This is a genomic window from Nocardia sp. NPDC056064, from assembly GCF_042266925.1.
Classification (GTDB): domain Bacteria; phylum Actinomycetota; class Actinomycetes; order Mycobacteriales; family Mycobacteriaceae; genus Nocardia.
The window spans coordinates 3,074,842-3,100,748 of the sequence record NZ_JBHJWO010000001.1 but is presented as its reverse complement, the minus strand read 5'-3'; the positions used below and the strand labels follow the sequence as shown (position 1 = coordinate 3,100,748).

The following is a 25,907-nucleotide window of genomic DNA, read 5'->3' as shown; positions in this document are numbered from 1 at the left end:
CCGGTCACGCGCGGATTTCTGGCGGACTTTCCTCCTTTTTTGTGGGGTGATGGTGTCTGGAAGCCCAACTGCGCATAGCATGCGAGGAATGCGCCATGATCGTCTGCCCGACGGCTTCGGGGTTCGGATCGATCCACGGGTACGCGCATTTTCCGGGGGCCGGATCCTGATCGGCGGAACGCCCGCACGGATGCTGCGCCTGGCCCCGGAGGCCGCCGAGCTGATCGGCGACGGGTACCTGGAGGTCACCGACACCAAGTCCGCGATGGTCGCGCGCCGGCTGCTCGACTCCGGCGTGGCGAATCCGCGTCCGCGGCTGCTGCCCTCGCTCGACGACATCACCGTCGTCATCCCGCTCTACAACAACGCCGACGGGGTGCTGCGGCTGCTGGCCACGCTGCGCGGGCACAACGTGATCGTCGTCGACGACGGCTCCGACGAGCCGGTGCGCATCCCGCCGCGCCAGGGCCGTGGCCAGGTGACGGTGCTGCGCCACGAGTCCCCGCTCGGCCCGGCCGCTGCCCGCAATGCCGGGTTGCGGGCGGCGACAACCGAGTTCGTGGCCTTCCTCGACTCCGATGTGGTGCCGCGCAGCGGCTGGCTCGAGGTGATGCTGGGGCACTTCAGCGATCCGCAGGTGGCGCTGGTCGCGCCGCGGATCGTCGCCCTGGACAAGGCGTCCAACGCGCTGGCCCGCTACGAACACACCCGCTCGTCGCTGGATCTGGGCAGGCGCGAGTCGGCGGTGCACGCGCGCGGCATCGTGTCGTATGTGCCCAGCGCCGCGCTGCTCGCGCGCCGGGCCGCGCTGCTCGGCGAGGGCGGATTCGACGAATCCATGCAGGTGGCCGAGGATGTCGACCTGTGCTGGCGGCTGGAGCGCGCGGGCTGGCGGCTGCGCTACGAGCCCGCCGCGCACGTGGCCCACGACCACCGCGTCGCCTTCCGCGCCTGGTTCGGGCGAAAACTGTTCTACGGCACCGGGGCCGCGCCGCTGGGCAAACGGCATTCGGGCCTGGTCTCGCCGCTGTCGGTGCCCACCTGGACGGTACTGGCCAGTCTGCTCTTCGCCACGCTGTCCAAATGGGGACTGCTCGGCGGCCTGGTGACGCTGTGCTCGGCACTGATCAAGCTGCGCCGGGTGTTCACCGAACTGGACAACCCCACCCGCATCGCGGCGGTCTATCTGGCGCGCGGCTATTTCGCGGGCATGTGGCGGCTGGCCTCGGCGATGTGCCGCGACTACTGGCCGGTGACGCTGCTGGCGGTCATCGCCTCGCGGCGGATCAGGAAGATCGCGATCACCATGGCCCTGGCCGACGGCCTGGCCGACTGGTTCACCCACCGCGACGCGGGCGGCCTCGACCCGGTGCGGTACGTGGCCTACAAGCGCCTCGACGATGTCGCCTACGGCACCGGCCTGTGGCTGGGTGCCGTGCGCGCCCGCAGTTTCCAGGCGCTCAAGCCGAGCACGTCGTCGAACTGATCCGGTGACGCGCACGCTCGTCGTCGGCGCCGGTTCGGCCGGGTGCGTCCTCGCGGCCCGGCTCAGCGCCGACCCCGGCCACGAGGTGCTGGTCCTCGAGGCAGGCCCGGTCTGGCCGACGCCCGCCGCCATCCCGGCCGAGCTCCTCGACCCCGGCCACCTCCCGGTCGGCCCGGAATCCGGCGTCGTCTGGCGGTACCCAGGCAACCTCGTGCGCGGCAAGCTGATCGGCGGGTCGGGCGCGATCAACGGCAGCTACTTCATCCGCCCGCCCGCCGCCGACCTCGCGGCCTGGAGCACGGTCGCCGGGAGCCCGCGCTGGTCGTACGACGCGCTCGCGCCCTACTTCCGGGAACTCGAACACGACCTGGACTTCGGCAGCGACCCCGGCCACGGCGACCACGGCCCGATCCCGGTCCAGCGGACCACCGATCCCACCCCGTTCACCGCCGAATTCGCCGAACGCTGCGCCGCCGCGGGCCACACCGAGATCGCCGACCTCAATGCCACCGCCGAACCAGCGCGGGCCGACGGCCGATCCGGCACCCCGTCCGTAGCCGACGACGCGGCAGGCGCCGACAATGCGGCACGCGCACGGCGCCGCGAGCATCCGCCGGCCTGGCCAACTGCGGCGGGCGCTCGGTCATCGGGGCGTTCGCTGGTGGGTTTCGGCCGGGTGCCGTTGGCGCTGTCGCGGGGACAACGGCGCGGCCCCGCTCTCACTCACCTCTATCCGGCCCTGGACCGCCCGAACCTGACCGTCACCGGCGCGACCACCGTGACGCGCGTCCTCCTGCGCGGAACCAGGGCGGTCGGGGTCGAGTGGGCGCGCGGCCGCGAGCACGGTACGACCCACGCCGACCGCGTGATCCTGTGCGCGGGGGCGATCGAATCGGCCGCGCTGCTCATCCGCTCCGGCATCGGCCCCCAGCGACAGCTGCGCTCACTGGGCCTGCCGGTGGTCCACTCGGCCCCGGTCGGCAGCTGGTGTACCGACCATCCCGAGATCGGCCTCGAGTTCCCCGGGCAACCACCCGCACACCCCACCGTCGCCCTCGAATACGTCCTCGAACTCGACGACCTCGAACTCCGCCCCTATACCCCCACGTTCACCCCGGGCCTGCGCAGACTGGGGGTGGCGCTGATGCACCCGGAGTCCACGGGCGAACTCACCCTGACCTCCGCCGACCCGTCCGTCCCGCCCCGGATGGATCAGGGCTACCTGCGCACCGCGCACGACCGGGCCCGGCTCCGCGCGGGCGTCGAATTGGCGGCTGACCTGTTCGAGCTTCGCCCCGGAACCATCGACGACGACTGGCTGCGCGAGCACCTGGGAACCTCCCAGCATCTTTCCGGCACCTGCCGCATGGGACCGCCGGACGACCCGCGCGCGGTGGTCGACGAACAGGGCCGAACGCACGGGATCGACGACCTTATGGTCGTGGACCTGTCGATCGTGCCGGTGCCGCTCAGCCGCGGGCCGCAGGTCACTGTAGTGACCCTCGCCGCAGCCATAGCCGATCTGCTGGCAGTGTGACGAAGTGACATCTGATACCACGATGTGACCTGCCGGACAAACCCCCGCTTCTGACAGTTGCCGCCATATCTCACCGGTACAGTTTGTATCGGGAAAGAAAGGCAAATGGTCAGCAATCTTGCAGGTGGGCGGCCCCCACGGCAGGCGGCGGAGTCGGGCGCACAGCTCGGAGCTCTGGAAGCCTATGCCGCACAGGCCCATGGATTTCTCAGTGCCGGTGGTGAACAGCTGACTCAGCTGGCCGGCCTGTTGCGTCCGCTCGTTCTCGAATCCTGGTTGCGCAGTGTGCGCGGTGGTGTCGATCCGACGGATGTACTCGACGGTCGCGGTCTGCGCGGCGCCGACCTGGTGCGGTATCGCGATGCCCATCCGATCGCGGCGCTCATGCCGCTGATCGACAAACTGCTGGTCCAGGACGCGGCGCGGGCTGGACTCATCGTGACGGTGGCCGATCAGTTCGGCCGGGTGCTCTCGGTGCACGGTCATCCCGAGCAGGTCGCGGCGGTCGCCGAGATCGGCGTGCGCGAAGGCGACGATCTCAGCGAGCGCCGGGTCGGCACCAACGCGGTCGGTCTCGTCGTGCGCAGCGGCCGGGCCACGTGGATCCACGGACCCGAACATTTCCTGCATCGCATGCACCAGATCACCGGTGCGGCGGCGCCGGTGCACGAGCCCGACGGCAGGTTGATCGGCGTGTTGATGATTGCCGGTGGGATGCGGGTCGCCAAGCCGGAGATCCTCGCGCTGGTGAAGGCCGCGGCGACGGCCGCCGAGATGGATCTGGTGTTGCGGGCCATGCGCGCGGGCCGCGCGGTCCCGGCGCCCACCCCGGCCGATGTCGACACCGCCGAGGAGCCACCGGCCCGGCTCGGTCTCGATGTCCTCGGGCTCGGGCAGCCGCAATTGAGTGTGGCGGGGGAGCGGGTGTCGCTGTCGCAACGCCATGCCGAGATCCTGCTGTTGCTCACCGAGCATCCGGAAGGTCTGGGCGCCGATCATCTGGCGCTGCTGCTCGACGACACCGATCTGGACAACGGCACCATCCGCGCCGCGATGTCGCGATTGCGGTCGGTGGTCGGGGCCAGTGTCGTCGGATCGCGCCCTTACCGTCTGCGCGTGCATGTCGCAACCGATGTGGAGGCCCTGCGGGCCGCGCTCGACACCGGTGATATCGAATCCGCATTGCGCTTGTACGCGGGTCCGGTGCTGCCGCGGTCCTCGGCGCCGGGCATCTGCGACATCCGCGACGAGTTGCGGGTGCGGTTGCGCACCGCGGTGCTCGCTTCCCGGGACGCCGGCGTGCTGCGCCGGTGGACGGCCGGTCCGGAGGGGCGTGACGATGCCGCCGCGTGGGCCGCCTACCGGTCGACGGTCGACCGCGATTCTCCGCTGTATGCGCAGATCGAGGCCAAGATCCGGGTGCTCGATCGGCGCCTTGGTGCCGATGCAACGCAGATGCAACGTTTCGGCTCATAGTCTCCCGTTCTGAAAGTGTGGTAGCTCACACTCTGCGAGCGAATGTGTTGGAGCACACACTCATGTCCAGGTCATGGGCACCCCATGGAAGAGACTGGTCGTTCGTCCGAGTTTTTTAGCGGAAAAAGTTTCTTTTTATTAACCGACCGCCTAGTGTCTGCAATGCATGGACAGGCAGCCATGTGATGTAAGTGACAGAGCCGCCGGTGAGGTCTTCCCGCCGCGGCCGCGATGTTGGAGGAACGATCATCAGCTAGGCACCCCGCGGCAGGCTTCCCGCCGGCCGCCGACGACAGCCCATCGGCTGTCGCTCTCGTCCACATGATCTGTCGGGGATCTCGCGCGAGTGCGGCGTCGCGCCCACTGCGCCCATACCGGATCGACCGGTTCACGGAGTACCCAGGTGTCTTCGTGGTGCCCGAAAAAGGTTCGGTCTGCTGTTTTTTCGCGATTCGAGGAGGCTCTGGTGCACGGTACGGAGTTGGGTGGGTTCAGCGCGCGACCGCAGGAAGCGCAGGCGCACACCGCGTCGCCACGCTTCCCGCTGACCCCCGCCCAGCTGGGTGTCTGGTACGCGCAGCTGCTCGACCCCGACGTCCCGATCACCATCGCCCAGTACGTCGACATCACCGGCGAGCTGGATGTGGCGGTGCTGCAGCAGGTCACGGCCGAGGCCGCGCACGCCTACGGCTCGCCGCTGGTACGCATCGGTGAAGCCGACGGCGTGCCCTACCAGGTCGTCGACCACTCCATCCGCATCCAGGACGAGCTGCCGCTGATCGATCTGCGCCACCACGAGGACCCGGTCGCCGCCGCCCAGGAGTGGATGCGCGCCGAATTCGGCGCCCCACTCGACCTGCTCGCCGATCGCCTGGTCGGCGGCGCGGTGCTGCGCGTCGGCGAGGACCGCTGGTTCTGGTACCTGCGCGGTCATCACATCGTGCTCGACGGCTACGGCGCCTTCACCAATTCCCAGCGCATCGCCGAGCTGTACTCCGCCCGCGTCCTGGGCACCCCCGCCCGCGAGGTGGTACCCGGTGACCTGGCCGCGCTCGTCGAGGGCGAACAGCGCTACCGCGAGAGCACCCGCTTCGCCAACGACCGCGAACACTGGGCCGAGCGCATCGCGGGCCTGGACAGCCCGACCGGCCTGGACAGCCGCACCGCGCCCCGCGCGGCGATCAACCTGGTCACCGGCGGCCGCCTCTCGGAGAAGCTGGTCGCGCGGCTGGAAACCATTGCCGCCAGCGATGATTCGACCTTCTCGGCGGTGCTGCTCGCCGCCTTCGCCGCCTACCTCGGCCGGTTGACCGATCGCCCCGACGCCGTGCTGAGCCTGCCGGTCACCGCCCGCACCACCGCGGTGATGCGCCGTTCGGCGGGCATGCTGTCCAATATCGTGCCGCTGCGCCTACCCACCGGCGCGGCGGGCGCCGAGACCACCTGGGGTGAGCTGCTGCGCGCGGCCCGCGTGGAAGTCGCCGGGGCGCTGCGGCATCAGCGCTACCGCGCCGAGGACATCCGCCGCGACGCCGAGGACGACGGCCGTCCGGCCCGGCGCGCGCTGTTCGGCCCGCTGGCCAACTTCATGCTCTTCCGCAGCGACCTGACCCTGGGCACCACCACCGGCCGCTACCGGGTGCTGTCCACCGGCCCGATCGAAGACCTCAGCCTCAATGTCTACTACGGCGACCGCGACCGCGTGCACGTCGACTTCGAGGCCAACCCCAACCTCTACGACGCCGACACCCTGGCCCGCCACCACAGCCGCTTCCTGCGTTTCCTCGAGCGCCTCGCCGCCGCCGACCTGGCCACCCCGATCGGCGCGATCGAGGTGGCGACCGAGCTGGAACTGCAGGTCAGCACCAAGATCTGGAACGCCACCGGCTTCGATGTCGCCACCGCGCTGAGCGAGCGCGCGGTAGCGGCGGCGACGCTGCCCGCGATGTTCGAGGCCCAGGTCGCGCGCACCCCCGACGACATCGCCGTGCGGATGGCCGGTGACGACACCGCCACCCTGACCTACCGCGACCTGGCGCAGCGGGTCCACCGCCTGGCCCGGCACCTGCGCGCACAGGGCATCGGCCCGGAATCGCTGGTGGCACTGAGCATCCGGCGCTCCCCGGAACTGGTGGTCGCCATGTACGCGGTGCTCGCCGCGGGCGCGGCCTACGTGCCGATCGACCCCGATCACCCGGCCGAGCGCATCGCCCACATCCTCGACACCGCCGCCCCCGCCGCGGTGCTGACCACCACCCGCGACGGCGCGCCCGGCGCCGACCCGGCGAGGGTCCTGGCCGTGGACGCGCTGGACCTGAGCGGTTACGCCGACACCCCGCTGACCGACGCCGAGCGCACCGCGCCGCTGCGTCCCGGCCATCCGGCCTATGTCATCTTCACCTCCGGGTCGACCGGTCTGCCCAAGGGCGTCGCCGTCGAGCACGCCGCGATCGTCAACCGGCTGGTGTGGATGCAGCACAGCTACCGGCTGCACGGTGTCGACGTGGTGCTGCAGAAAACCCCGATGACCTTCGACGTCTCGGTCTGGGAGTTCTTCTGGCCCTTGCAGATCGGTGCCACGCTGCTGCTGGCCGAGCCGGACGGGCACCGTGATCCCGGCTACCTGCGCCGGGTCATCGCCGAATACGGTGTCACTGTCGCGCATTTCGTGCCGTCGATGCTCGAAGTCTTCCTGGCCCAGCAGGAGATCGCCGAACGCTCCTCGCTGCGGCTGGTCTTCGCCTCCGGTGAGGCGCTGCCCGCCGCGCCGGCCCAGCGGCTGCGGGTGCTCACCGGCGCGCGGCTGCACAATCTCTACGGCCCCACCGAGGCGGCCGTCGACGTCACCTTCCACGAGGTGAACGACGCCGACCGGGTCACCGTGCCGATCGGCGCGCCGGTGTTCAACACCCGCCTCCATGTTCTCGACTCGCGGCTGCGGCCGGTTCCGGTCGGGGCTCCGGGTGAGCTGTATCTGTCGGGGGTACAGCTCGCCCGGGGTTATGTCGGACGTCCCGAACTCACCTCTGGACGCTTCGTCGCGAACCCGGCCGAGCCCGGCGCGCGGATGTACCGCACCGGCGACCTGGTCCGCTGGACCACCAACGGTGAACTGGAATACCTGGGCCGCACCGACTTCCAGGTGAAGCTGCGCGGCCTGCGCATCGAGCTCGGCGAGATCGAAGCCGTCCTGGAGAGCGCCGAGGCCGTGGCGCGCGCGGTCGTCGTCGTGCGCGACGACGCGGGTGTCGGCGAACAGCTGGTCGCCTATGTGGTGGAGGCCGAACCGGGTGCCGTCGCGGTGGAGGAGCTGCGCGCCGGGGCCCTGCGCGCGCTGCCCGGGTACATGGTGCCCGCCGCGTTCGTGACGCTGGCCGCGCTGCCGGTGAACGCCTCGGGCAAGCTGGACCGCAAGGCGCTGCCCGCGCCGGACCGCACCGTCATCGCCTACGCCGCGCCCGTGGGTCCGGTGGAGGAGACGGTGGCCCGGGTGTTCGGCGAGGTGCTCGGCCTGGACCGGGTCGGCCGCGAGGACGACTTCTTCGCCCTCGGCGGCAACAGCCTGGTCGCCACCCAGGTGGCCGCCCGGCTCGGCGCCGACCTCGGCTGCCGGCTCGGCGTGCGCGACCTGTTCGGCGCCCCCACCGTGGCCCGGCTGGCGATCGTCGTCGCCGACCGCGCCGAGGCGGGTGTCTGCGCGCAGTTGCCGGTGCTCACCGCTCGCCCGCGTCCCGCGCTGGTCCCGCTGTCGCCTGCCCAGCAACGCATCTGGTTCCTCAACCGGTTCGACCCCGCCGCTCCCGGCTACAACATGCCGTTCGTCGTCCGGCTGCGCGGCACCACCGATCTGCCCGCCCTGCTCGCGGCGCTGCGCGCGGTCGTCGACCGGCACGAGGCGCTGCGCACGGTGTTCCCGGCCGTCGCCGCCACCGGGGGAGAGGTCGCCGAGCAGGTGGTGCTCGCGCCCGGGGCAGTCACCCTTCCCGAGCCCGTCGAGGTCGCCACCGCCGACTTGGACGACGAACTCACCCGGTTCGCCACTACCGGCTTCGATCTCGAGAACGAGCCACCCTTCCGCGCTCGCGTCTTCGTAGTCGCCGGAGGCCGTACCGTAGCGATCGCCATCGTCCTGCATCACATTGCCGCAGACGGTGTTTCGCTCCAGGTGCTCGTGCGCGATGTGCTCACCGCCTACCGCGCCGCCGTCGACGGGGTCGAGCCCGGCTGGGCGCCGCTGAGTGTCCAGTACGCCGACTACGCCCTCTGGCAGCGTGAACTGCTCGGCACCGAATCCGATCCGGAATCGCTGGCCTCGCGCGAAATCGCCTTCTGGGAACAGACTCTCGCCGGTCTGCCCGACCAGCTCGAGCTGCCCGCGGCCCGGCAGCGCCCGGTCGAGCCGAGCCTGCGCGGTGCCCGCTCCACCTTCACCATCGACGCCGACCTGCACCGGCAGCTCACCGATCTGGCCCAGCAGGCGGGCGCCTCGCTGTTCATGGTGCTGCACACCGCGCTGGCCGTGCTGCTCGCGCGCCTGTCCGGCAACACCGACATCGCCATCGGCACCGGTGTCGCCGGTCGTGGCGACCGCGCCATCGACGACCTGATCGGCATGTTCGTCAACACCCTGGTGCTGCGCACCGAGATCGACCCCGCCGCGAGCTTCACCGCCGCCCTCGAGCACACCCGCGAAACCGACCTGGCCGCCTTCGCGCACGCCACCGTGCCCTTCGACCGGCTGGTCGACGTGGTCAACCCCGCGCGCAATGCCGCGCGTCATCCGCTGTTCCAGGTGGCGCTGAACTTCCAGGACGTCCTCGACACCAGCTTCGAACTCGCCGGTGCGCCGGTCTCGGTGCACGAGATCGAACTCGACCTCACCAAGTTCGACCTGCAGATCACCCTCGCCGAACGCCGTGGCGACACGGGCGCCCCCGCGGGCATCGAGGCCGAGACCCGCTACGCCACCGACCTTTTCGACGACGCCGACATCCAGGCGCTCAACGGCCGTTTCGTCCGCCTGCTCGCCGCCGCCGTCGCGTCCCCCACCACTCCCGTGGGCGACCTCCCGCTGCTCTCGACCGCCGAGCACACCCAGCTCACCGAGATGGGCGGCGCCCCGGTCACCACCACCGGTCTGCTGCCCGACCTCCTCGCGGCCGCGGTCGCCACCGCACCCGAGCGCGAGGCCGTCGCCGACGGCGAGCGCCTGCTCACCTACCGCGAACTGGACCGGGCGTCCTCCCGGCTGGCCCGGGTGCTCATCGACGGCGGAATCGGCCCCGACGACATCGTCGCCGTCGGTATCCCGCGCTCGATCGATTCCGTGCTCGCGGTGTGGGCCGTCGCCAAGGCCGGTGCCGCCTGGCTGCCGGTGGACCCCAGCTACCCGCTCGACCGCATCACCCACATGGTCACCGATTCCGGTGCGCGCCTCGGCCTCACCGTCGCGGGCTCGCAGTCCGCGCTGCCGGACGCGATCGAGTGGCTGGTCCTCGACGAGCTCAAGCTGATGGCCGAATGCGCCGCCCGCTCCGGTGACGCCCTCACCGACGCCGACCGGGTGCGCCCGCTGCGCGCCGAGCACCTCGCCTACGTCATCTACACCTCCGGCTCCACCGGCCTGCCGAAGGGCGTGCTGGTGACCCAGGCGGGCATCGCCGGTTTCGCCGCCGAGGAGACCGAGCGCATGCTCGGCGCCCCCGACGCGCGCGTGCTCCAGGTGGGCTCGCCCTCCTTCGACATCTCGGTGATGGAATTCCTGCTCGCGGTGGACTCCGCCGCCACCCTGGTGATCGCCCCGCCCGGACGGCACGTGGGCGCCGAGCTGGAGCAGTTGCTGGCCGAGGAGCACGTCACCCACGCCCTGATGACCCCCTCCGGCCTGGCCGTGCTCGACCCCGAGCGGCTCGACGACCTGCGCATGGTGATGGTCGGTGGCGAGGCGTGCCCGCCCGACCTGGTCGCCCGCTGGACCGACGGCGAGGTGCCGCGCGCTTTCGTCAACGCCTACGGCCCGTCCGAGACGACGGTCGCCACCAATATCAGCGCCCCGCTGACCGCCGATTCCCCGCTGACCCTGGGCCGTCCGCTGCGCGGCATCACCGAATGGGTCCTCGACGACCGGTTGCGGCCGGTCCCCGCCGGGGTCGCGGGTGAGCTGTACGTGGCGGGCGCCCAGCTGGCCCGGGGCTACCGTGGCCGCGCCGCGCTCACCGCGGGCCGCTTCGTCGCCTGCCCGTGGGCGCCCGGCGCGCGCATGTACCGCACCGGCGACCTGGTCCGCTGGACCGCGGAGGGCACCCTGGAATACCTGGGCCGCAACGACGACCAGGTGAAACTGCGCGGTTTCCGCATCGAGCTCGGCGAGATCGAAGCCGCCCTGCTCGCCCAGCCCGCTGTCCGCCGGGCTGTCGCACTCATCCACAACGACCCCCACCGCGGCGACCAACTCGTCGCCTACCTGGTCCCGGACACCGACACACGGAGCCCCGCCGCCGCCGAGTCCGAGGCGATCGCGTCGGGCGTGGCCGGGCAGCCCAGCCGGGCGGCCCGTCTGGATCTCGATGCCATCGCGGAGGCCCTGCGTGCGAGGCTGGCCGCGCACATGGTGCCCTCGGCGTTCGTGGTCCTCGACGCCCTACCCCTCACCCCCGGCGGCAAGCTCGACCGCCGCGCCCTGCCCGCACCGGTCTTCGCCGCCCGCGCCTTCCGCGCCCCGGCAGCGGGCACCGAATCCGTGGTCGCGCGGGTGTTCGGCGAGGTGCTCGGCGTCGAACGCGTCGGCGCCGACGACGACTTCTTCGCCCTGGGTGGCAACTCCCTGGTCGCCACCCAGGTGGCCGCCCGCCTCGGTGCCGCCCTCGGCGTGACCGTGCCGCTGAAGACGCTGTTCGAGTCCTCGACGGTGACCGCGCTGGCCGCCCGGCTCGGCACCGCCGAGACCGCCGCGACCCGCCCGCCGCTGGTGGCAGCCGAACGGCCGCAACGCATTCCGTTGTCCTACGCCCAGCAGCGCATGTGGTTCCTCAACCAGTTCGACACCGACTCGGTCGCCGACAACATCGCCGCCGCCATCCGCCTCACCGGCGCCCTCGACCACGCCGCGCTGACCGCCGCCGTGGCCGCCGTCTTCGCCCGGCACGAGGCCCTGCGCACCCGCTACCCGTCGGTCGACGGCATCCCGTTCCAGCAGATCGAGCCCGCCGTCGAGCTGCCCCTCGCCCCGGAAGCCGTCGATCCCGCCGGACTCGACGACCGTATCCGTGCCCTGGCCGCGGTGCCCTTCGCCGTCGCCGACGAGCCCCCGGTCCGCCTGCACCTGCTGCGCACCGACACCACCGAGCACGTTCTCGTGCTGGTGCTGCATCACATCGCCGCCGACGGCTGGTCGGTCGCCCCGCTCACCCGCGATCTGATGCTCGCCTACGCCGCCCACCAGACCGGCGCCGCGCCGCAGTGGACCCCGCTGCCGGTGCAGTACGCCGATTTCGCGCTCTGGCAGCGCGAAGCCCTCGGCGCCGAGGACGACCCGGACTCGCCCCTGGCCGAGCAGATCCGCTTCTGGACCACCGAACTCGCCGATCAGCCCGACCTGCTGGCCCTGCCCACCGACCGCCCGCGGCCCGCCGTCGCCTCCGGTCGCGGCGCCCGCCACCACTTCCGCGTCCCCCCGCTCATGGGCGAGCGGCTGCGCGCGCTGGCCACCGACGCGCAGGCCTCGCTGTTCATGGTGCTGCACGCGGCTTTCGCCGCCACCCTGGCGAAACTGTCCGGCCAGCAGGACATCTCGATCGGCACCCCCGTCGCCGGACGTGGTGACCAGGCCCTCGACGAGCTGGTCGGCATGTTCGTCAACACCCTGGTGCTGCGCGCCCCGGTCGACCCCGCCGCCACCTTCGCCGAGCTGCTCGACACCGTGCGCGAGCGCGACCTGCGCGCCCTGGCCAACACCGAGGTCACCTTCGACCGCCTGGTCGAAGCCCTCGCGCCCACCCGCTCCACCGCGCGGCACCCGCTGTTCCAGGTGATGCTGGACTTCCAGAACACCGCCATCACCGAACTCGAGCTGGCCGGGCTGACCGCCACCGAACTCGAGATCGACACCCACACCGCCAAATTCGATCTCCACCTGACGCTGAGCACCGCCGGCGACGCGCTCTACGGCCGCATCGAGTACGCCACCGACCTGTTCGACGCGCAGACCATCACAGATTTCAGCACCCGCCTGCTGCGGGTACTGGAGACGGTGAGCGCCGATCCCAATGTCGTGATCGGCGACATCGACCTGCTCGGCCACGCCGAGCGCACCCGCATCCTCGACACCTGGAACGCCACCGCCTACCCGGCCGACGAGCGGATGACCCTGGTCTCGCTGTTCGCCGCCCAGGCCGCGCGCACCCCGCACGCCGTCGCGCTCACCGCCGAGGGCGCATCGCTCACCTACGGTGAACTCGCCGCGCGGGTGAATCGCCTTGCCCGCCTGCTGCTCTCGATGGGCGTCGGCCCCGACCGCACCGTCGCGCTCGGGCTGCGCCGTTCGGTCGAGCTGGTCGTCGCCATGTACGCGGTGCAGGCCGCGGGTGGTGCCTACGTCCCGTTGGACCCCGAGCACCCCGCCGACCGCATCGCCCACGTCCTCGACGCGGCCCGCCCGGTCTGCGTGCTCACCCGGGCCGCGGACGAACTCGACCTCACCGCAAGCGATTCCGTGCCCGTGGTCGACCTCACCGATCTCGACACCGCCGCCTGGTCGCCCGCCCCGATCACCGACGCCGAGCGCCCGGCCGCGCTGCGCCGCGACCACGCCGCCTACCTGATCTTCACCTCCGGCTCCACCGGCAGGCCCAAGGGCGTGGTGGTGACGCACGCGGCCATCGTCAACCGCCTGGTGTGGATGCAGGACGCCTACCGCCTCACCGCCGCCGACACCGTGCTGCAGAAGACCCCGGCCACCTTCGACGTCTCGGTCTGGGAGTTCTTCTGGCCCTTGCAGATCGGTGCCCGCCTCGTCCTCGCCGCCCCGGACGGCCACCGCGACCCGGCCTACCTGGCCGACCTGATCGATGCCGAATCGGTCACCGTCGCGCACTTCGTCCCGTCGATGCTGTCGATGTTCACCGGCGCGCTCGCGGGCACCCGCCGCTGCACCACCCTGCGCTCGGTGTTCGCCTCCGGTGAGGCGCTGCCGCCCGCCCCGGCCCAGCAGTTGCGCGCGCTCACCGGGACGGCTGTGCACAACCTGTACGGCCCCACCGAAGCCGCCGTCGACGTCACCTTCCACGAGGTCACCGACGCCGACACCGTCACCGTCCCCATCGGCGCCCCCGTCCACAACACCCAGGTCTACGTCCTGGACAACCGCCTGCGCCCCGTCCCCGCCGGAGTCCCCGGCGAGCTGTACCTGGCGGGCGCCCAGCTCGCCCGCGGCTACGCCGGACGCGTCGACCTGACCGCCGACCGCTTCGTCGCCAACCCGTTCACCCCCGGCGAGCGCATGTACCGCACCGGCGACCTGGTCGTCTGGACCGAGCACGGCGAGCTGGAGTACTTGGGCCGCACCGACTTCCAGGTGAAGCTGCGCGGTCTGCGCATCGAACTCGGCGAGATCGAAGCCGCCCTGGCCGCGCGTCCCGGGATCGCGCAGGCCGCCGTCCTCGTCCGGGACGACACCCTGGTGGCCTACCTCGTCGCCACCGGTATCGACCTCGACGCGGTCCGCACCGCGCTCGCCCGCACCCTGCCCGCCTACATGGTCCCGGCGGCCTTCGTCGAACTCGACGAGTTCCCGCTCAACACCTCCGGCAAGCTCGACCGCAACGCCCTGCCCGACCCGATGTTCGAGGCGGCGGTGTTCCGCGCGCCGGTCACCGAGACCGAGCGGATCGTGGCGGGCACCTTCGCGGCGGTGCTCGGTTTCCCGGCCGACCGGGAAGTCGGCCTCGACGACGACTTCTTCGCCCTGGGCGGCAACTCGCTCAACGCCACCCAGGTCGCGGCCCGCCTCGGCGCCGCTCTCGACACCCAGATCCCGGTCCGGTTGCTCTTCGACGCCCCGACCGTCGCCGACCTGGCCCAGCGCTGCGCACCGCTGCGCGGCACCGGCGGTCGCCCGGCGCTGACCCCGCGCGAACGGCCGCACGCCATTCCGCTCTCCGCGGCCCAGCGCCGCATGTGGTTCCTCAACCGCTACCTCGCCGACGCCGAGGGCCCCGGCGACGCGGTCGACAACATCCCGGTGGCCCTGCGCCTCACCGGCGACCTCGACCTCGCCGCGCTGGAAGCCGCCCTGGCCGAGGTGATCGCCCGGCACGAGACCCTGCGCACCAGCTACCCGGAGGGCCCCGACGGCGCCGAACAGCGCATCGCCGAACCCACGGCCGTCACCCTGCGCGCCGAGCGGATCGGCGAGGCCGAGCTCACCGCCCGCCTGCTCGCCTGCGCGGCCGTCCGCTTCGACCTCACCACCGAGATCCCGTTCCGTGCGGACCTTCTCGCGGTCGGCGACGACCACGTGCTGGTCCTGGTGATCCACCACATCGCCGCCGACGGCTTCTCCCTCGGCCCGCTGGCCGCCGACCTGATGACCGCCTACGCCGCCCACCGCACCGGCACCGCCCCCGCCTGGACGCCGCTGCCGATCCAGTACGCCGACTACGCCCTCTGGCAGGACGAGAACCTCGGCGACCCCACCGACCCGGCGTCGGCGGCCCACGCCCAGCTCGCCTTCTGGCGGCGCGGTCTGGCCGGTCTGCCCGAACAGCTGAACCTGCCGACCGATCGCCCCCGCCCGGCCGAGTCCAGCTTCCGTGGCGGCGTGCACCGCTTCCAGATCGACTCCGACCTGCACAGCGAACTGCGCGAACTGGCCCGCAAGCACGAGGCCACCCTGTTCAGCACCGTGCACGCGGCGCTGGCCGTGCTGCTGGCCCGCCTGTCCGGTGGCAGCGACATCGCCATCGGCACCCCGGTCGCCGGGCGCGGCGAGGCCGCCCTGGACGGGCTGATCGGCATGTTCGTCAACACCCTGGTGCTGCGCACCCAGATCGACCCCCGCGTCGAGTTCGAGTCCGCGCTCGACGCGGTCCGCGCCGGTGACCTGGACGCTCTCTCGCACGCCGAGGTCCCGTTCGAGCAGGTCGTCGACGCCGTCGACCCGGCCCGCGCCCGCAACCGCCACCCGCTGTTCCAGGTGGCCCTGGTCCTGCAGAACTTCACCGTCCCGGCGCTGACCGCGGGCGGGCTCACGGTCACCCCGCTCGACCTCGACGCCGCGGTCGCCAAGTTCGACCTGCAGTTCACCCTGCGCGAATCCGACGACGTCGACGGCCGCGCCGACGGCATGGCCATCGAGATCGCCTACGCCACCGACCTCTACGACGCGAGCAGCGTCGCGGTGCTGGCCCGCCGCTTCACCCAGGTGCTGGCCGCCGTCGTCGCCGACCCGACCGTGGTGGTCGGTGACATCCAGCTCCTCAGCGCCGAGGAACAGCAGCGCACCCTGCACGACTGGGCCGTCACCGGCACCTCGGTGGCCGACCCGGCGCAGACCATGGTGGACCGGTTCGCCCGGGCCGCCGCCCGTGATCCGCGGGCCGTCGCGGTGAAGGCGGGCGAGAACTCGCTCACCTACGCCGAACTCGACGCCTGGTCCAACCGGCTGGCCCGCCGCCTCGTCGGCGCGGGTGTCGGCCCGGAAACCCTGGTGGCCGTGGCCCTTCCGCGCTCGGTCGAACTGGCCGTTGCTCTGCTGGCGGTGCTGAAGGCGGGCGGCGGCTACCTGCCGATCGACCCCAACTACCCGGCCGACCGCATCGAATACGTCCTCGACGACGCCCGCCCGCTGTGCGCCGTCGCCAACGCGGACACCGGCCTGGCCCGCGACTGGTTCGGCGGCCCGGTCATCGACCCGGCCGCGGCCGGACTCACCGATTTCGCGCCGGCCCCGCTCACCGACGCCGACCGGCGCACCCCGCTGACCCCGGCGAACACGGCCTACGTCATCTACACCTCCGGCTCCACCGGCCGCCCCAAGGGCGTGGTGATCCCGCACGCCGATGTCATCGCCCTGCTCGACAACACCGCCGAGCGCTTCGGCTTCGGCCCCGCCGACGTGTGGACGATGTTCCACTCCTACGCCTTCGACTTCTCGGTGTGGGAACTGTGGGGCGCGCTGCTGCACGGCGGCTCGGTGGTGCTGGTCGACTACTTCACCTCGCGCTCACCCGAACAGTTCCGCGAGCTGCTGCTCACCGAGCGCGTCACCGTGCTCAACCAGACCCCGTCGGCGTTCTACCAGCTCATCGCCGCCGACCTGGCGACCAGCCCCGGCGACTACGCCCTGCGCACGGTGATCTTCGGCGGCGAGGCGCTCGAGCCGCAGCGTCTGGACGGCTGGTTCGCCCGCTACCCGGCCTCGCCGCGCCTGGTGAACATGTACGGCATCACCGAGACCACGGTGCACGTCTCCTACCGCGAGATCACCCCGGATACCGGTTCGGCCAGCGTGATCGGCGGTGCCATCGCGGGACTGGCCGTGCGCGTGCTGGATTCGCGGCTGCGCCCCGTCCCGGTCGGCGTTCCCGGTGAAATCTATGTCTCCGGTGGGCAATTGGCGCGCGGCTACCTGGCCCGCCCCGGCCTCACCGCGAGCCGGTTCGTCGCCGACCCGTACGGTGCCCCCGGCACCGTGGCCTACCGCTCCGGCGACCTGGCCCGCTGGACCGCCGACGGCGATCTGGAATACCTGGGCCGCGCCGACCAGCAGGTCAACCTGCGCGGCTTCCGCATCGAGCTCGGTGAGATCGAAGCGGCGCTGCTGCGCAGCTCGGCGGCCCCGCGCGAGGTCGCGGTGCTGGTCCGCACCGACCTGGTCGACGAACCCCGCCTGGTCGCCTACCTGGTCGCGGGCCCCGACAGCCCGCGCCCCGACACCGCTGCCCTGCGCCAGGAGCTCGCGCAGACCCTGCCCGAGCACATGCTGCCCGCGGCGGTCGTGGCCGTGGACCACATCCCGCTGACCGTCAACGGCAAGCTCGACCGGGCCGCGCTGCCCGCGCCGGTCTTCGAGACCACCGTCTACCGCAAGCCCGCCACCGTCAGCGAGGAGATCGTCGCCGCGGTCTACGCCGAGGTGCTCGGCAGCGACCGGCCCATCGGCGCCGACGACGACTTCTTCGCCCTCGGCGGCAGCTCGCTGCTCGCGGCCAAGGCCGTCGCCCGCATCGGAGCCGCGCTGGACCGCCGCGTCGGTGTGCGGACGCTGTTCGAGGCGCCGCGGGTGGCCGAGCTGGCCGCCGCCGCGGACGCGCAGGGCAGGCTCGACCGTCCCGCCCTGGTCGGCCGGGCCCGCCCCGACCTGCTCCCGCTCTCGCCCGCCCAGCAGCGCATGTGGTTCCTCAACCGCTTCGATCGCGCGTCGGTGGCCTACAACATCCCCTTCGCGCTGCGCCTCACCGGTGACCTCGACATCGAGGCGCTGCGGGCCGCACTGGCCGATCTGGTCGCCCGACACGAGTCGCTGCGCACCGTATACCCCGAGGTCGACGGCGAACCGGTGCAGTCGATCGTGCCTGCGGCGCAAGCGGTTCCGGCGCTCGACCCGGTGATCGTCACCGAGGCCGAACTGCCCGCGTCCATCCGCGCGCTGGCCGAGACCACCTTCGACGTCACCACCGAGATCCCGGTGCGGCTTCGCCTGTTCCAGGTCACCGGTACCGACTACGTGCTCGCCGCCGTGCTGCACCACATCGCCGCCGACGGCTCCTCCATCGCGCCGTTCGTCGCCGACCTGATGCGCGCCTACACCGCCCGCCTGGCCGACACCGCCCCCGGCTGGGCCCCGCCCGCCGTGCAGTTCGCCGACTACGCGCTGTGGCAGCGTGAACTACTCGGCGACGAGAGCGACCCGGAATCGGTAGCAGCCCAGCAGGTTTCCTACTGGGCCAACCAGCTCGCCGGTCTGCCCGACCAGCTGGCCCTGCCCACCGACCGCCCGCGTCCGGCCCGCCAGAGCCTGCGCGGTGACACGGTGCGCTTCACCGTCGACGCCGACCTGCACGCCGCGCTCCTCGCGCTCGGGCGCGGCGCGGGCGCCACCCTGTTCATGGTCGTGCACGCCGCCTTCGCCGCCCTGCTGGCCCGCCTCTCCGGCACCGCCGACATCGCCGTCGGCACCCCGAACGCGGGCCGTGGCGAAGCCGAACTCGACGATGTCATCGGCATGTTCGTCAACACCCTGGTGTTGCGCACCGAGGTCGCGGCCGACGCGCCGTTCACCGAACTGCTCACCACCGCCCGCACCGCCGACATCGCCGCCTTCTCGCACGCCGAGGTCCCCTTCGAACGCCTCGTCGAGGTGCTCAACCCGGCCCGCTCGACCGCACGGCACCCGCTGTTCCAGGTCGGCTACTCGTTCCAGAACCACGACCGCGCCCAGCTCGAGCTGCCGGGCCTGACCGTCGCCCCGATCGAATTCGATTCCGGCGTCGCCCAATTCGACCTGCACCTGTTCGCCCTGGACAACTACACCGCCGACGGCACCCCCACGGGCATCGACCTGGCCCTCGGCTACGCGAGCGACCTGTTCGACCCCGCCACCGCCGAACGCTTCGCCACCGGGCTGCGCCGGGTGCTCGAATCCGTCACCGCCGCACCGGATACCGCCGTCGGTGACCTGGATCTGCTGGGTGCCGACCGCGCCCTGCTGCTCGACACCTTCAACGCCACCGCCCACCCGCTCGCCCCGGCGACCCTCGCCGACCTGGGTATCCGCCAGGCCGCGCTGACCCCGCACGCCCTCGCCCTGGTCGACGCCGACACCGGCGACACGCTCGACTACGCCGCCTTCGAAGCCCGCGTCAACCGCATCGCCCGGCTGCTGATCGCCGAGGGCGTCGGCCCGGAACGCACCGTCGTGCTGGCCATGCGGCGCGGTCCGGACCTGGTGATCGCCATGCACGCGGTGGTGCGGGCCGGCGGCGCGTACGTGCCGATCGACCCCGATCATCCGGCCGAGCGCATCGCCTACATCGTGGCCACCGCGGCCCCGCTGTGCGTGCTCACCACCGCCGCCGACGGTGTCCCGATCCCCGTCGACGTGCCGGTCTTCGAACTGGATCATCGCGTGCTCGGCGAGCTGTCGGACCAGCCGGTGACCGATGCCGAACGGCTGTCCCCGCTGCGGCCCGAGCATCCGGCCTACGTGATCTTCACCTCGGGCTCGACCGGACTGCCCAAGGGCGTCACCGTGCCGCACGCGGCGATCGTCAACCAGCTGGCCTGGCTGCACGACCGCTTCACCATGACCGGCGCCGACCGCGTCCTGCTGAAGACCCCCGCCACCTTCGACCTCTCGGTCTGGGAGTTCTGGTCCCCGCTCACCTCCGGCGGCGCGCTCGTCGTCACCCGTCCCGGCGACGAACGCGACCCGGATCGGCTGCGCGCCACCATGACCCGGCACGACGTCACCGTCCTGCACGCGGTGCCCTCGCTGGTCGGCATGCTGCTGGCCGCCGAAACCACACCCGCGCTGCCCGATTCGCTGCGCGCGGTGCTGGCCATCGGCGAGGCCCTGCCCGCCGCGCTGGCCGGACAGTTCCTGGCCAGTGGCACCCACGCCCGGCTGCACAACCTCTACGGCCCGACCGAGGCCGCCGTCTCGATCACCGAATACGAAGTGGCGCAGGCTTCTTCGCACGTGGTGCCGATCGGTGGTCCCGCCTGGAACAGCGCGCTCTACGTGCTCGACGCGCGACTGCGTCCGGTGCCGTTCGGCGTCGCCGGCGAGCTGTACCTCGCCGGTGCCCAGCTGGCTCGCGGCTACCACGGCCGCCACGCCCTGACCGCCGACCGCTTCGTCGCCGACCCCTTCGCCCGGGCCGTCGACCACGCGAACGCCGGTGCGACTCCGGAGTCGCCCGCCCGCGCCCAGCACCCGGCATCGGAGCGCTCGACGGTGCCCGGCGCCCGGATGTACCGCACCGGTGACATCGTCCGGTGGCGTGCCGACGGCACCCTGGAATACCTGGAGCGCGCCGACTTCCAGGTGAAGATCGGCGGCTTCCGGATCGAGCTCGGCGAGGTCGAGACGGCCCTGCTGCGTCGTCCCGGCGTCCGCGCCGCCGTCGCCGTCGCCAAGACCGACGAGCACGCGGGCGCCCGGCTCATCGCCTACGCCGCCGTCGCCGACCTCGTCCCCGGCGACGAACAGACCGTCGCGGCCCGTCTGCGCGGTGAACTCGCCACCGAGCTGCCCGCCTACATGGTGCCCGCCGCGCTGGTAGTGCTCGACGCGTTGCCGCTCAATGCCAACGGCAAGGTCGACCGAACCCGGCTCCCCGAGCCCGAGTTCGCCGAAGCCGCCTACCGTGCTCCGGTGACCGCGCTCGAACAGCTGGTCGCGCAGACCTTCGCCGAGGTGATCGGCTGCTCCGGCGCCGGTCTGGACGACGACTTCTTCGCCCTCGGCGGCAACTCGCTCATGGCCACCCGCCTCGCGGCCCGCCTCGGTGCCGCGCTCGGCGCCCAGGTGCCGGTGGCCGCGGTCTTCGACGCCCCGACCGTCGCCGCCCTGGCCGCGCGCCTGGCCGAGGCCGACCGCGCCGGCGCGCGCCCGCCGCTGACCCGGCGCACCGGCACCGGCCCCGCCGTGCTCTCACCCGCCCAGCAGCGCATGTGGGTGCTGCACCAGCTCGCCCCGCAGTCCGCGGCCTACCACATCCCCGCCGCCCTGCGCCTGACCGGCGACCTCGACCTGCCCGCCCTGCGCGCCGCCATCGCGGACCTGCTGGCCCGCCACGACACCCTGCGCACCCGCTACCCGGACACCGAATCGGGTCCGGTCCAGCAGGTCATGCCCGCCTGGTCCGGTGCCGTCGATCTGACCCCCATCCCGGTCGCGCCGGACGACATCGACACCCGCGTCACCGCCCTGGTGGCCCAACCCTTCGACATCACCGCCGCGCCCCCGGTCCGGGTGGCCCTCTACGAACTCGAGCCGGCGCGCCGAGACCCCACTCTCGCGCGCGAGTACGTGCTGGTGATGGTGGTGCACCACATCAGCGCCGACGGCTACTCCATCGCCCCGCTCACCCGCGATCTGGTGCGCGCCTACGTCGACCGCAGCGAAGGCCGCGATCCCGGCTGGGCCCCGCTCGACATCCAGTACAGCGATTTCAGCGTCTGGCAGCGCGAGCTGCTCGGCACCGAGACCGATCCCGGCAGCGTGCTCACCCAGCAGCTCGCCTACTGGACCCGCGAACTGTCCGGCGCACCCGAACTGCTCGCCCTGCCCACCGACCGGCCGCGCGCCACCCGCCGCGAGATGCACGGCGCCGCTGTCGAATTCGAGGTCGACGCCACGCTCACCCGGCGCCTCGACGAGGTGGCCAGGGCCAACGGAACCACCCTGTTCACCGTCGTGCACAGCGCGCTGGCCGTGCTGCTGGCCAAGCAGTCCGGCAGCGCCGACATCACCATCGGCGCCCCGGTCGCCGGACGCGGTGCCCGCGAACTCGACGACCTGGTCGGCATGTTCGTCAACACCGTCGCCCTGCGCACCGAGATCGACTCCCGCGCCCCGTTCACCGAACTGCTAGCCCAGGCCAAGCGCCGCGACCTCGCGGCCCTCTCCCACGCCGACGTCCCGTTCGAGCAGGTCGTCGACGCCCTGGGCCGCACCCGATCCGGCGCCTACACCCCGCTGTTCCAGGTGATGCTCACCTTCCAGAACATGCCCCCCGGCAGCATCGAACTGCCCGGCCTCCAGGTGCGGACGCTGGACCCCGGCCTGGGCGAAGCCAAGTTCGACCTGCACCTGACCGCGCTGCAGCGCTATGACGCCGCCGGCGAGCTCGACGGCCTCGACCTGCACTTCGGGTACGCCACCGATCTCTTCGACGCCTCCACCATCCGCACCATGGCCGACCGGTTCCGCAAGGTTCTCGACGCCGTCGCGGCCGATCCGGCCGTGGTGGTCCGGGCCATCGACGTACGCACCGACGCGGAGCTCACCCCGCGTCCGCGTACCTACACCGTCGCCGATCTGCCGGGCCTGGTCGGCTCGGCGGCCCGGCTCGCGCCGGCGACCGTGGCATTCGCCCACGGCGAGCACGCCATCTCGTTCGGTGCACTCGACGCCAAGCTCACCGCCGTGAGCCGGGCCATGGGTGCGGCGATGAAACCCGAAGCGCTGGTGAACGTCGCGCTGGCCGGGCTGGTGCCCGGTGTGCTCGCCGCTCTCGGTGCCTCCGGCCTGACCTCCACCCTGCAAACACTGGTGACCGATGCCGCCGCGGTGATCGCAGGGTCGGGGTCGGCCGACGACTCGGAAGGACAACTCTGATGTCGCACACGGATTCGGTCACGGCCGCTGTCTCGCTCGACGCGCTGCTGCGCGACCCGGCGCGAGAACGGCGACGTGACCCGGCGACCCTGCTCGCCGCCTTCACCACCCAGGCCACCCAGCATCCCGACGCCGTCGCGGTGCGTGACGGCGCGGTCGAGCTCAGCTACGGCGAGCTCGCCGAGCGGGTCGACGCACTGGCCGCCGTCCTGGCCGACCACGGCGTCGGCCCCGAAACCACCGTCGCGGTGTCGCTGCCGCGCTCGATCGAACTGGTCGTCGCCGTGCACGCGGTGATCACCGCGGGCGGCGCGTTCGTCCTGCTCGACCCGCAGACCCCCGCCGCCCGGCAACAGCGCACGATCGACCTCGCCACTCCGGTCCTGCTGCTCACCACCCCCGGCGCACCGCACCCGGACGGTGTCGCGGTGCTGGGCACCGACGCCGCCGACGTGCCGCCCGCCGACCTGCCCGGGCCGAGCGCCGACAACCCCGCCTACCTGGTGGTCGACGTCGAGGCCGCCTCCGCCGTCGTCATCGGACACCGTGCGGCCCAAGCCAATTCGGTGTGGCGGCAGCGACTCTGCGGCATCGGACCCGACGACTCGGTGCTCTGGCACGCGCCACTCACCGGTCAGTCCGCGGTGGGGGAGATGCTGCTGGCCCTGCAGACCGGCGCCACCCTGGTCGTCCCGACCAGTCCCGTGCTGGCCAGGGCGATCGCCGAAACCCGCGTCACCACAGCCTGTTTCGACCCGTCGGAGCTGGCCGCGCTGGCCGCCCTGCCCGACGCGGAGGAGCGCCTGGACTCGCTGCGCGTCGTCCTCGGCTGCGGCACCCTGCCCGCCAAGACCGCGGCCGCGCTGCGCTTCGTCAGCGGCGCGACGCTGTGGCATGTCTACGGCAGGCCCGAGACCGCGGGTGAGGTCCTCGCCCACGAGGTGACCGGCGCCGACCTCGAAGTGGTCCCGATCGGCACAGCCGCCGACGACGTGGAACTGCTGATCCTCGACGAACACCTGTGCCCGGTCGCCGACGGCGAAGTGGGCGAACTCTATGTCTCCGGTGTGCAATTGGCGCGCGGCTACCTCGGCAGGCAGGCCACCGCGGCCACCTTCCTGGCCAACCCCATCGGCCCCGTCGACGACCGCATGTTCGCCACCGGCGACCTGGTGCGCCGCAGGCCGCCGGTCGACGGCTGGACCGCCGAACTCGAATTCGTCGGCCGCGCCGACGATCGCACCGACCCCTACGCGACCGTGCCCCGTCAGGGCGGACTCCCCGGCGAACTGCTGCTCGACGAGTTCGAAGCCCAAGCCGCCGCAACCCCTTTCGACCCCGCCGTCGTGCACACCGCGGGCGAGCACGCCACCGCGATCATCACCTACGGCGACCTGGACCGGCGCACCAACCAGCTCGCACGCCACCTCATGGCGCTCGGCATCGGTCCGGAATCCGCTGTGCTCGTCGATGTTCCGCGCTCGATCGAGCTGATGGTGGCCATGTACGCGGTCCTCAAGGCGGGCGGCGCGGTCGTCCCGGTGGTGTCCGGGGTGCTGCCGCCGGTCGCCGACCCCGCGCTCGTGCTGACCGTCGCCGCCCGCGAACAGGCTGCGGTGTACGACATTCCGGCCGTGCGCGTGGACGGGGTGCGCTTATCGGACTACTCCGACGAGCCGATCACCCGCGCCGATCGCCGGGCGCCGGTGCTGTCGGAGCATCCCGCCTTCGTGCTGTTCCCGCCGGGCGCCACCCAGGGCACCACCGTCAGCCACGCCGCCGCGGTGCACCGGGTCACCGCCATGCAGGGCCGCCACAGTTTCACCGGCCGCGACGTCTACCTGCACCAGGCCGCGGGCGAGGTCACCGAATGGCACGGCTACCTGCTGCCACTGCGCGTCGGAGCCACGGTCGTGCTCACCGAACCGCCCGATCCGGGCCGGTTAACCGAGCTGGTCGCCGCCTACGGCATCACCGCCGCCGACTTCACCCCGCAGCGGCTGGCCGCGTTCACCGACCACGTCCACCGCCACGACCTGCGTGGTCGGGTCACCTCGCTGCGCAGCGTGGTCGTGCTCGGGGCGCCGCTGTCCGCGGCCGACGTCCGGGCCTTCGCCACCGTCAGCGCCGCCCGGCTGCACCACGACTACGGCCGCGCCGAGGCGACCGTCACCCTCACCTATCCCGCTGTACCACCGGCTGATTCGGCCGAGCCACCCGCCGCGCGCGTGCGCGAATGGAACCGCCGCGTCTACGTGCTCGGCGACGATCTGCGCCCGACCGACCCCGGCGTCCCCGGCGAACTGTATCTGGCGGGCACCCAGCTGGCCCGCGGCTATCTCGACCACCCGATCCCCACCTCGGGCCGCTTCGTCGCCAACCCGTTCGGCATCCCCGGCGACCGCATGTTCCGCACCGGCGAACTCGCGCGCTGGGAGGTCGACGGCACCACCGCCGCCCTGGTCCGCCTCGGTGACCTGATGCGGCCCGCGCTGCCCGTGGGCGTCGTCCGCTCCGCGAGCATGCGGGCGCGGATCGGCGCCGGCATCGGTGCCCGGGTCGCGGAGCTGGCCCGCCGCCACGCCGTCCCGCCCTTCGCGGTGGTCCGCGCCGCGATGACGGTGCTGCTCGCCTGGCAGGCGGGCGCGGCCGTGGCAGGGGCCACCACCCTGTCGGAAATCCTCTGTGCCGAACCCGATCCGGTGATCGCCTCGACCACCGCGGCCACCAGCGAATCCTGCGCCGCCGAGGGCCCGCACGGCCCCGTCACCCTCAGCTACCTCGACTCCGGCAGCTTCCCCGTCCCCGCCCTGGAACTCACCCCGCTGCGCTTCGACGGCCCCGCCGTCGCCGACGGCGTGCACTTCATCGTCTCAGCCCACCCCGACCCCGACGGCCACCTCGGCCTCGAGCTCGAATACCGCACCGACCGCGTCGACGACCACACCGCCGCCACCCTCCTGCGCCGCTTCTCCCGCACCCTCGGCCTGCTCACCGCCGCCCCCGACACCCCCAGCCACACCCTCGACCTGCGCACCCCCGCAGAACGCACCCAGTGACCCCCA

5 protein-coding genes are annotated in these 25,907 nt (G+C 72.3%); all 5 read left to right on the top strand.

Going from position 1 to position 25,907, the window contains the following annotated elements; translation table 11 throughout:
• Positions 1-88: 88 nt before the first annotated feature.
• The 5 genes from mftF to ACFC06_RS14055 all read left to right on the top strand — a co-directional run bounded on the left by mftF (position 89) and on the right by ACFC06_RS14055 (position 25,901).
• Entirely contained in the window at positions 89-1,486 is a 1,398-nt protein-coding gene (gene mftF / locus ACFC06_RS14075; protein ID WP_375930130.1) for a mycofactocin biosynthesis glycosyltransferase MftF, read from the top strand.
• A 4-nt stretch (positions 1,487-1,490) separates the two neighbouring features.
• Positions 1,491-3,023 carry a GMC family oxidoreductase N-terminal domain-containing protein gene (locus ACFC06_RS14070; protein WP_375930129.1) on the top strand — a complete coding sequence of 511 codons (1,533 nt, stop codon included), beginning with the start codon at positions 1,491-1,493 and terminating at the stop codon, positions 3,021-3,023.
• Positions 3,024-3,128: 105 nt separating this feature from the next.
• Entirely contained in the window at positions 3,129-4,499 is a 1,371-nt protein-coding gene (locus tag ACFC06_RS14065) for a GAF domain-containing protein (protein ID WP_375930128.1), read from the top strand.
• A 466-nt stretch (positions 4,500-4,965) separates the two neighbouring features.
• A complete protein-coding gene (locus tag ACFC06_RS14060; protein WP_375930127.1) occupies positions 4,966-22,842 on the top strand; it encodes a non-ribosomal peptide synthase/polyketide synthase in 17,877 nt (5,958 codons plus the stop codon).
• Positions 22,842-25,901 carry an AMP-binding protein gene (locus ACFC06_RS14055; RefSeq protein ID WP_375930126.1) on the top strand — a complete coding sequence of 1,020 codons (3,060 nt, stop codon included), beginning with the start codon at positions 22,842-22,844 and terminating at the stop codon, positions 25,899-25,901. Before ACFC06_RS14060 ends, ACFC06_RS14055 begins: the two co-directional genes overlap by 1 nt.
• The last annotated feature ends 6 nt before the right edge of the window (positions 25,902-25,907 follow it).

Excerpts from the sequence above, each read along its gene's own strand:
- mftF (WP_375930130.1), top strand. The coding sequence starts at position 89 with ATGCGCCATGATCGTCTGCCCGACGGCTTCGGGGTTCGGATCGATCCA.
- ACFC06_RS14065 (WP_375930128.1), top strand. The coding sequence starts at position 3,129 with ATGGTCAGCAATCTTGCAGGTGGGCGGCCCCCACGGCAGGCGGCGGAG.
- ACFC06_RS14055 (WP_375930126.1), top strand. The coding sequence starts at position 22,842 with ATGTCGCACACGGATTCGGTCACGGCCGCTGTCTCGCTCGACGCGCTG.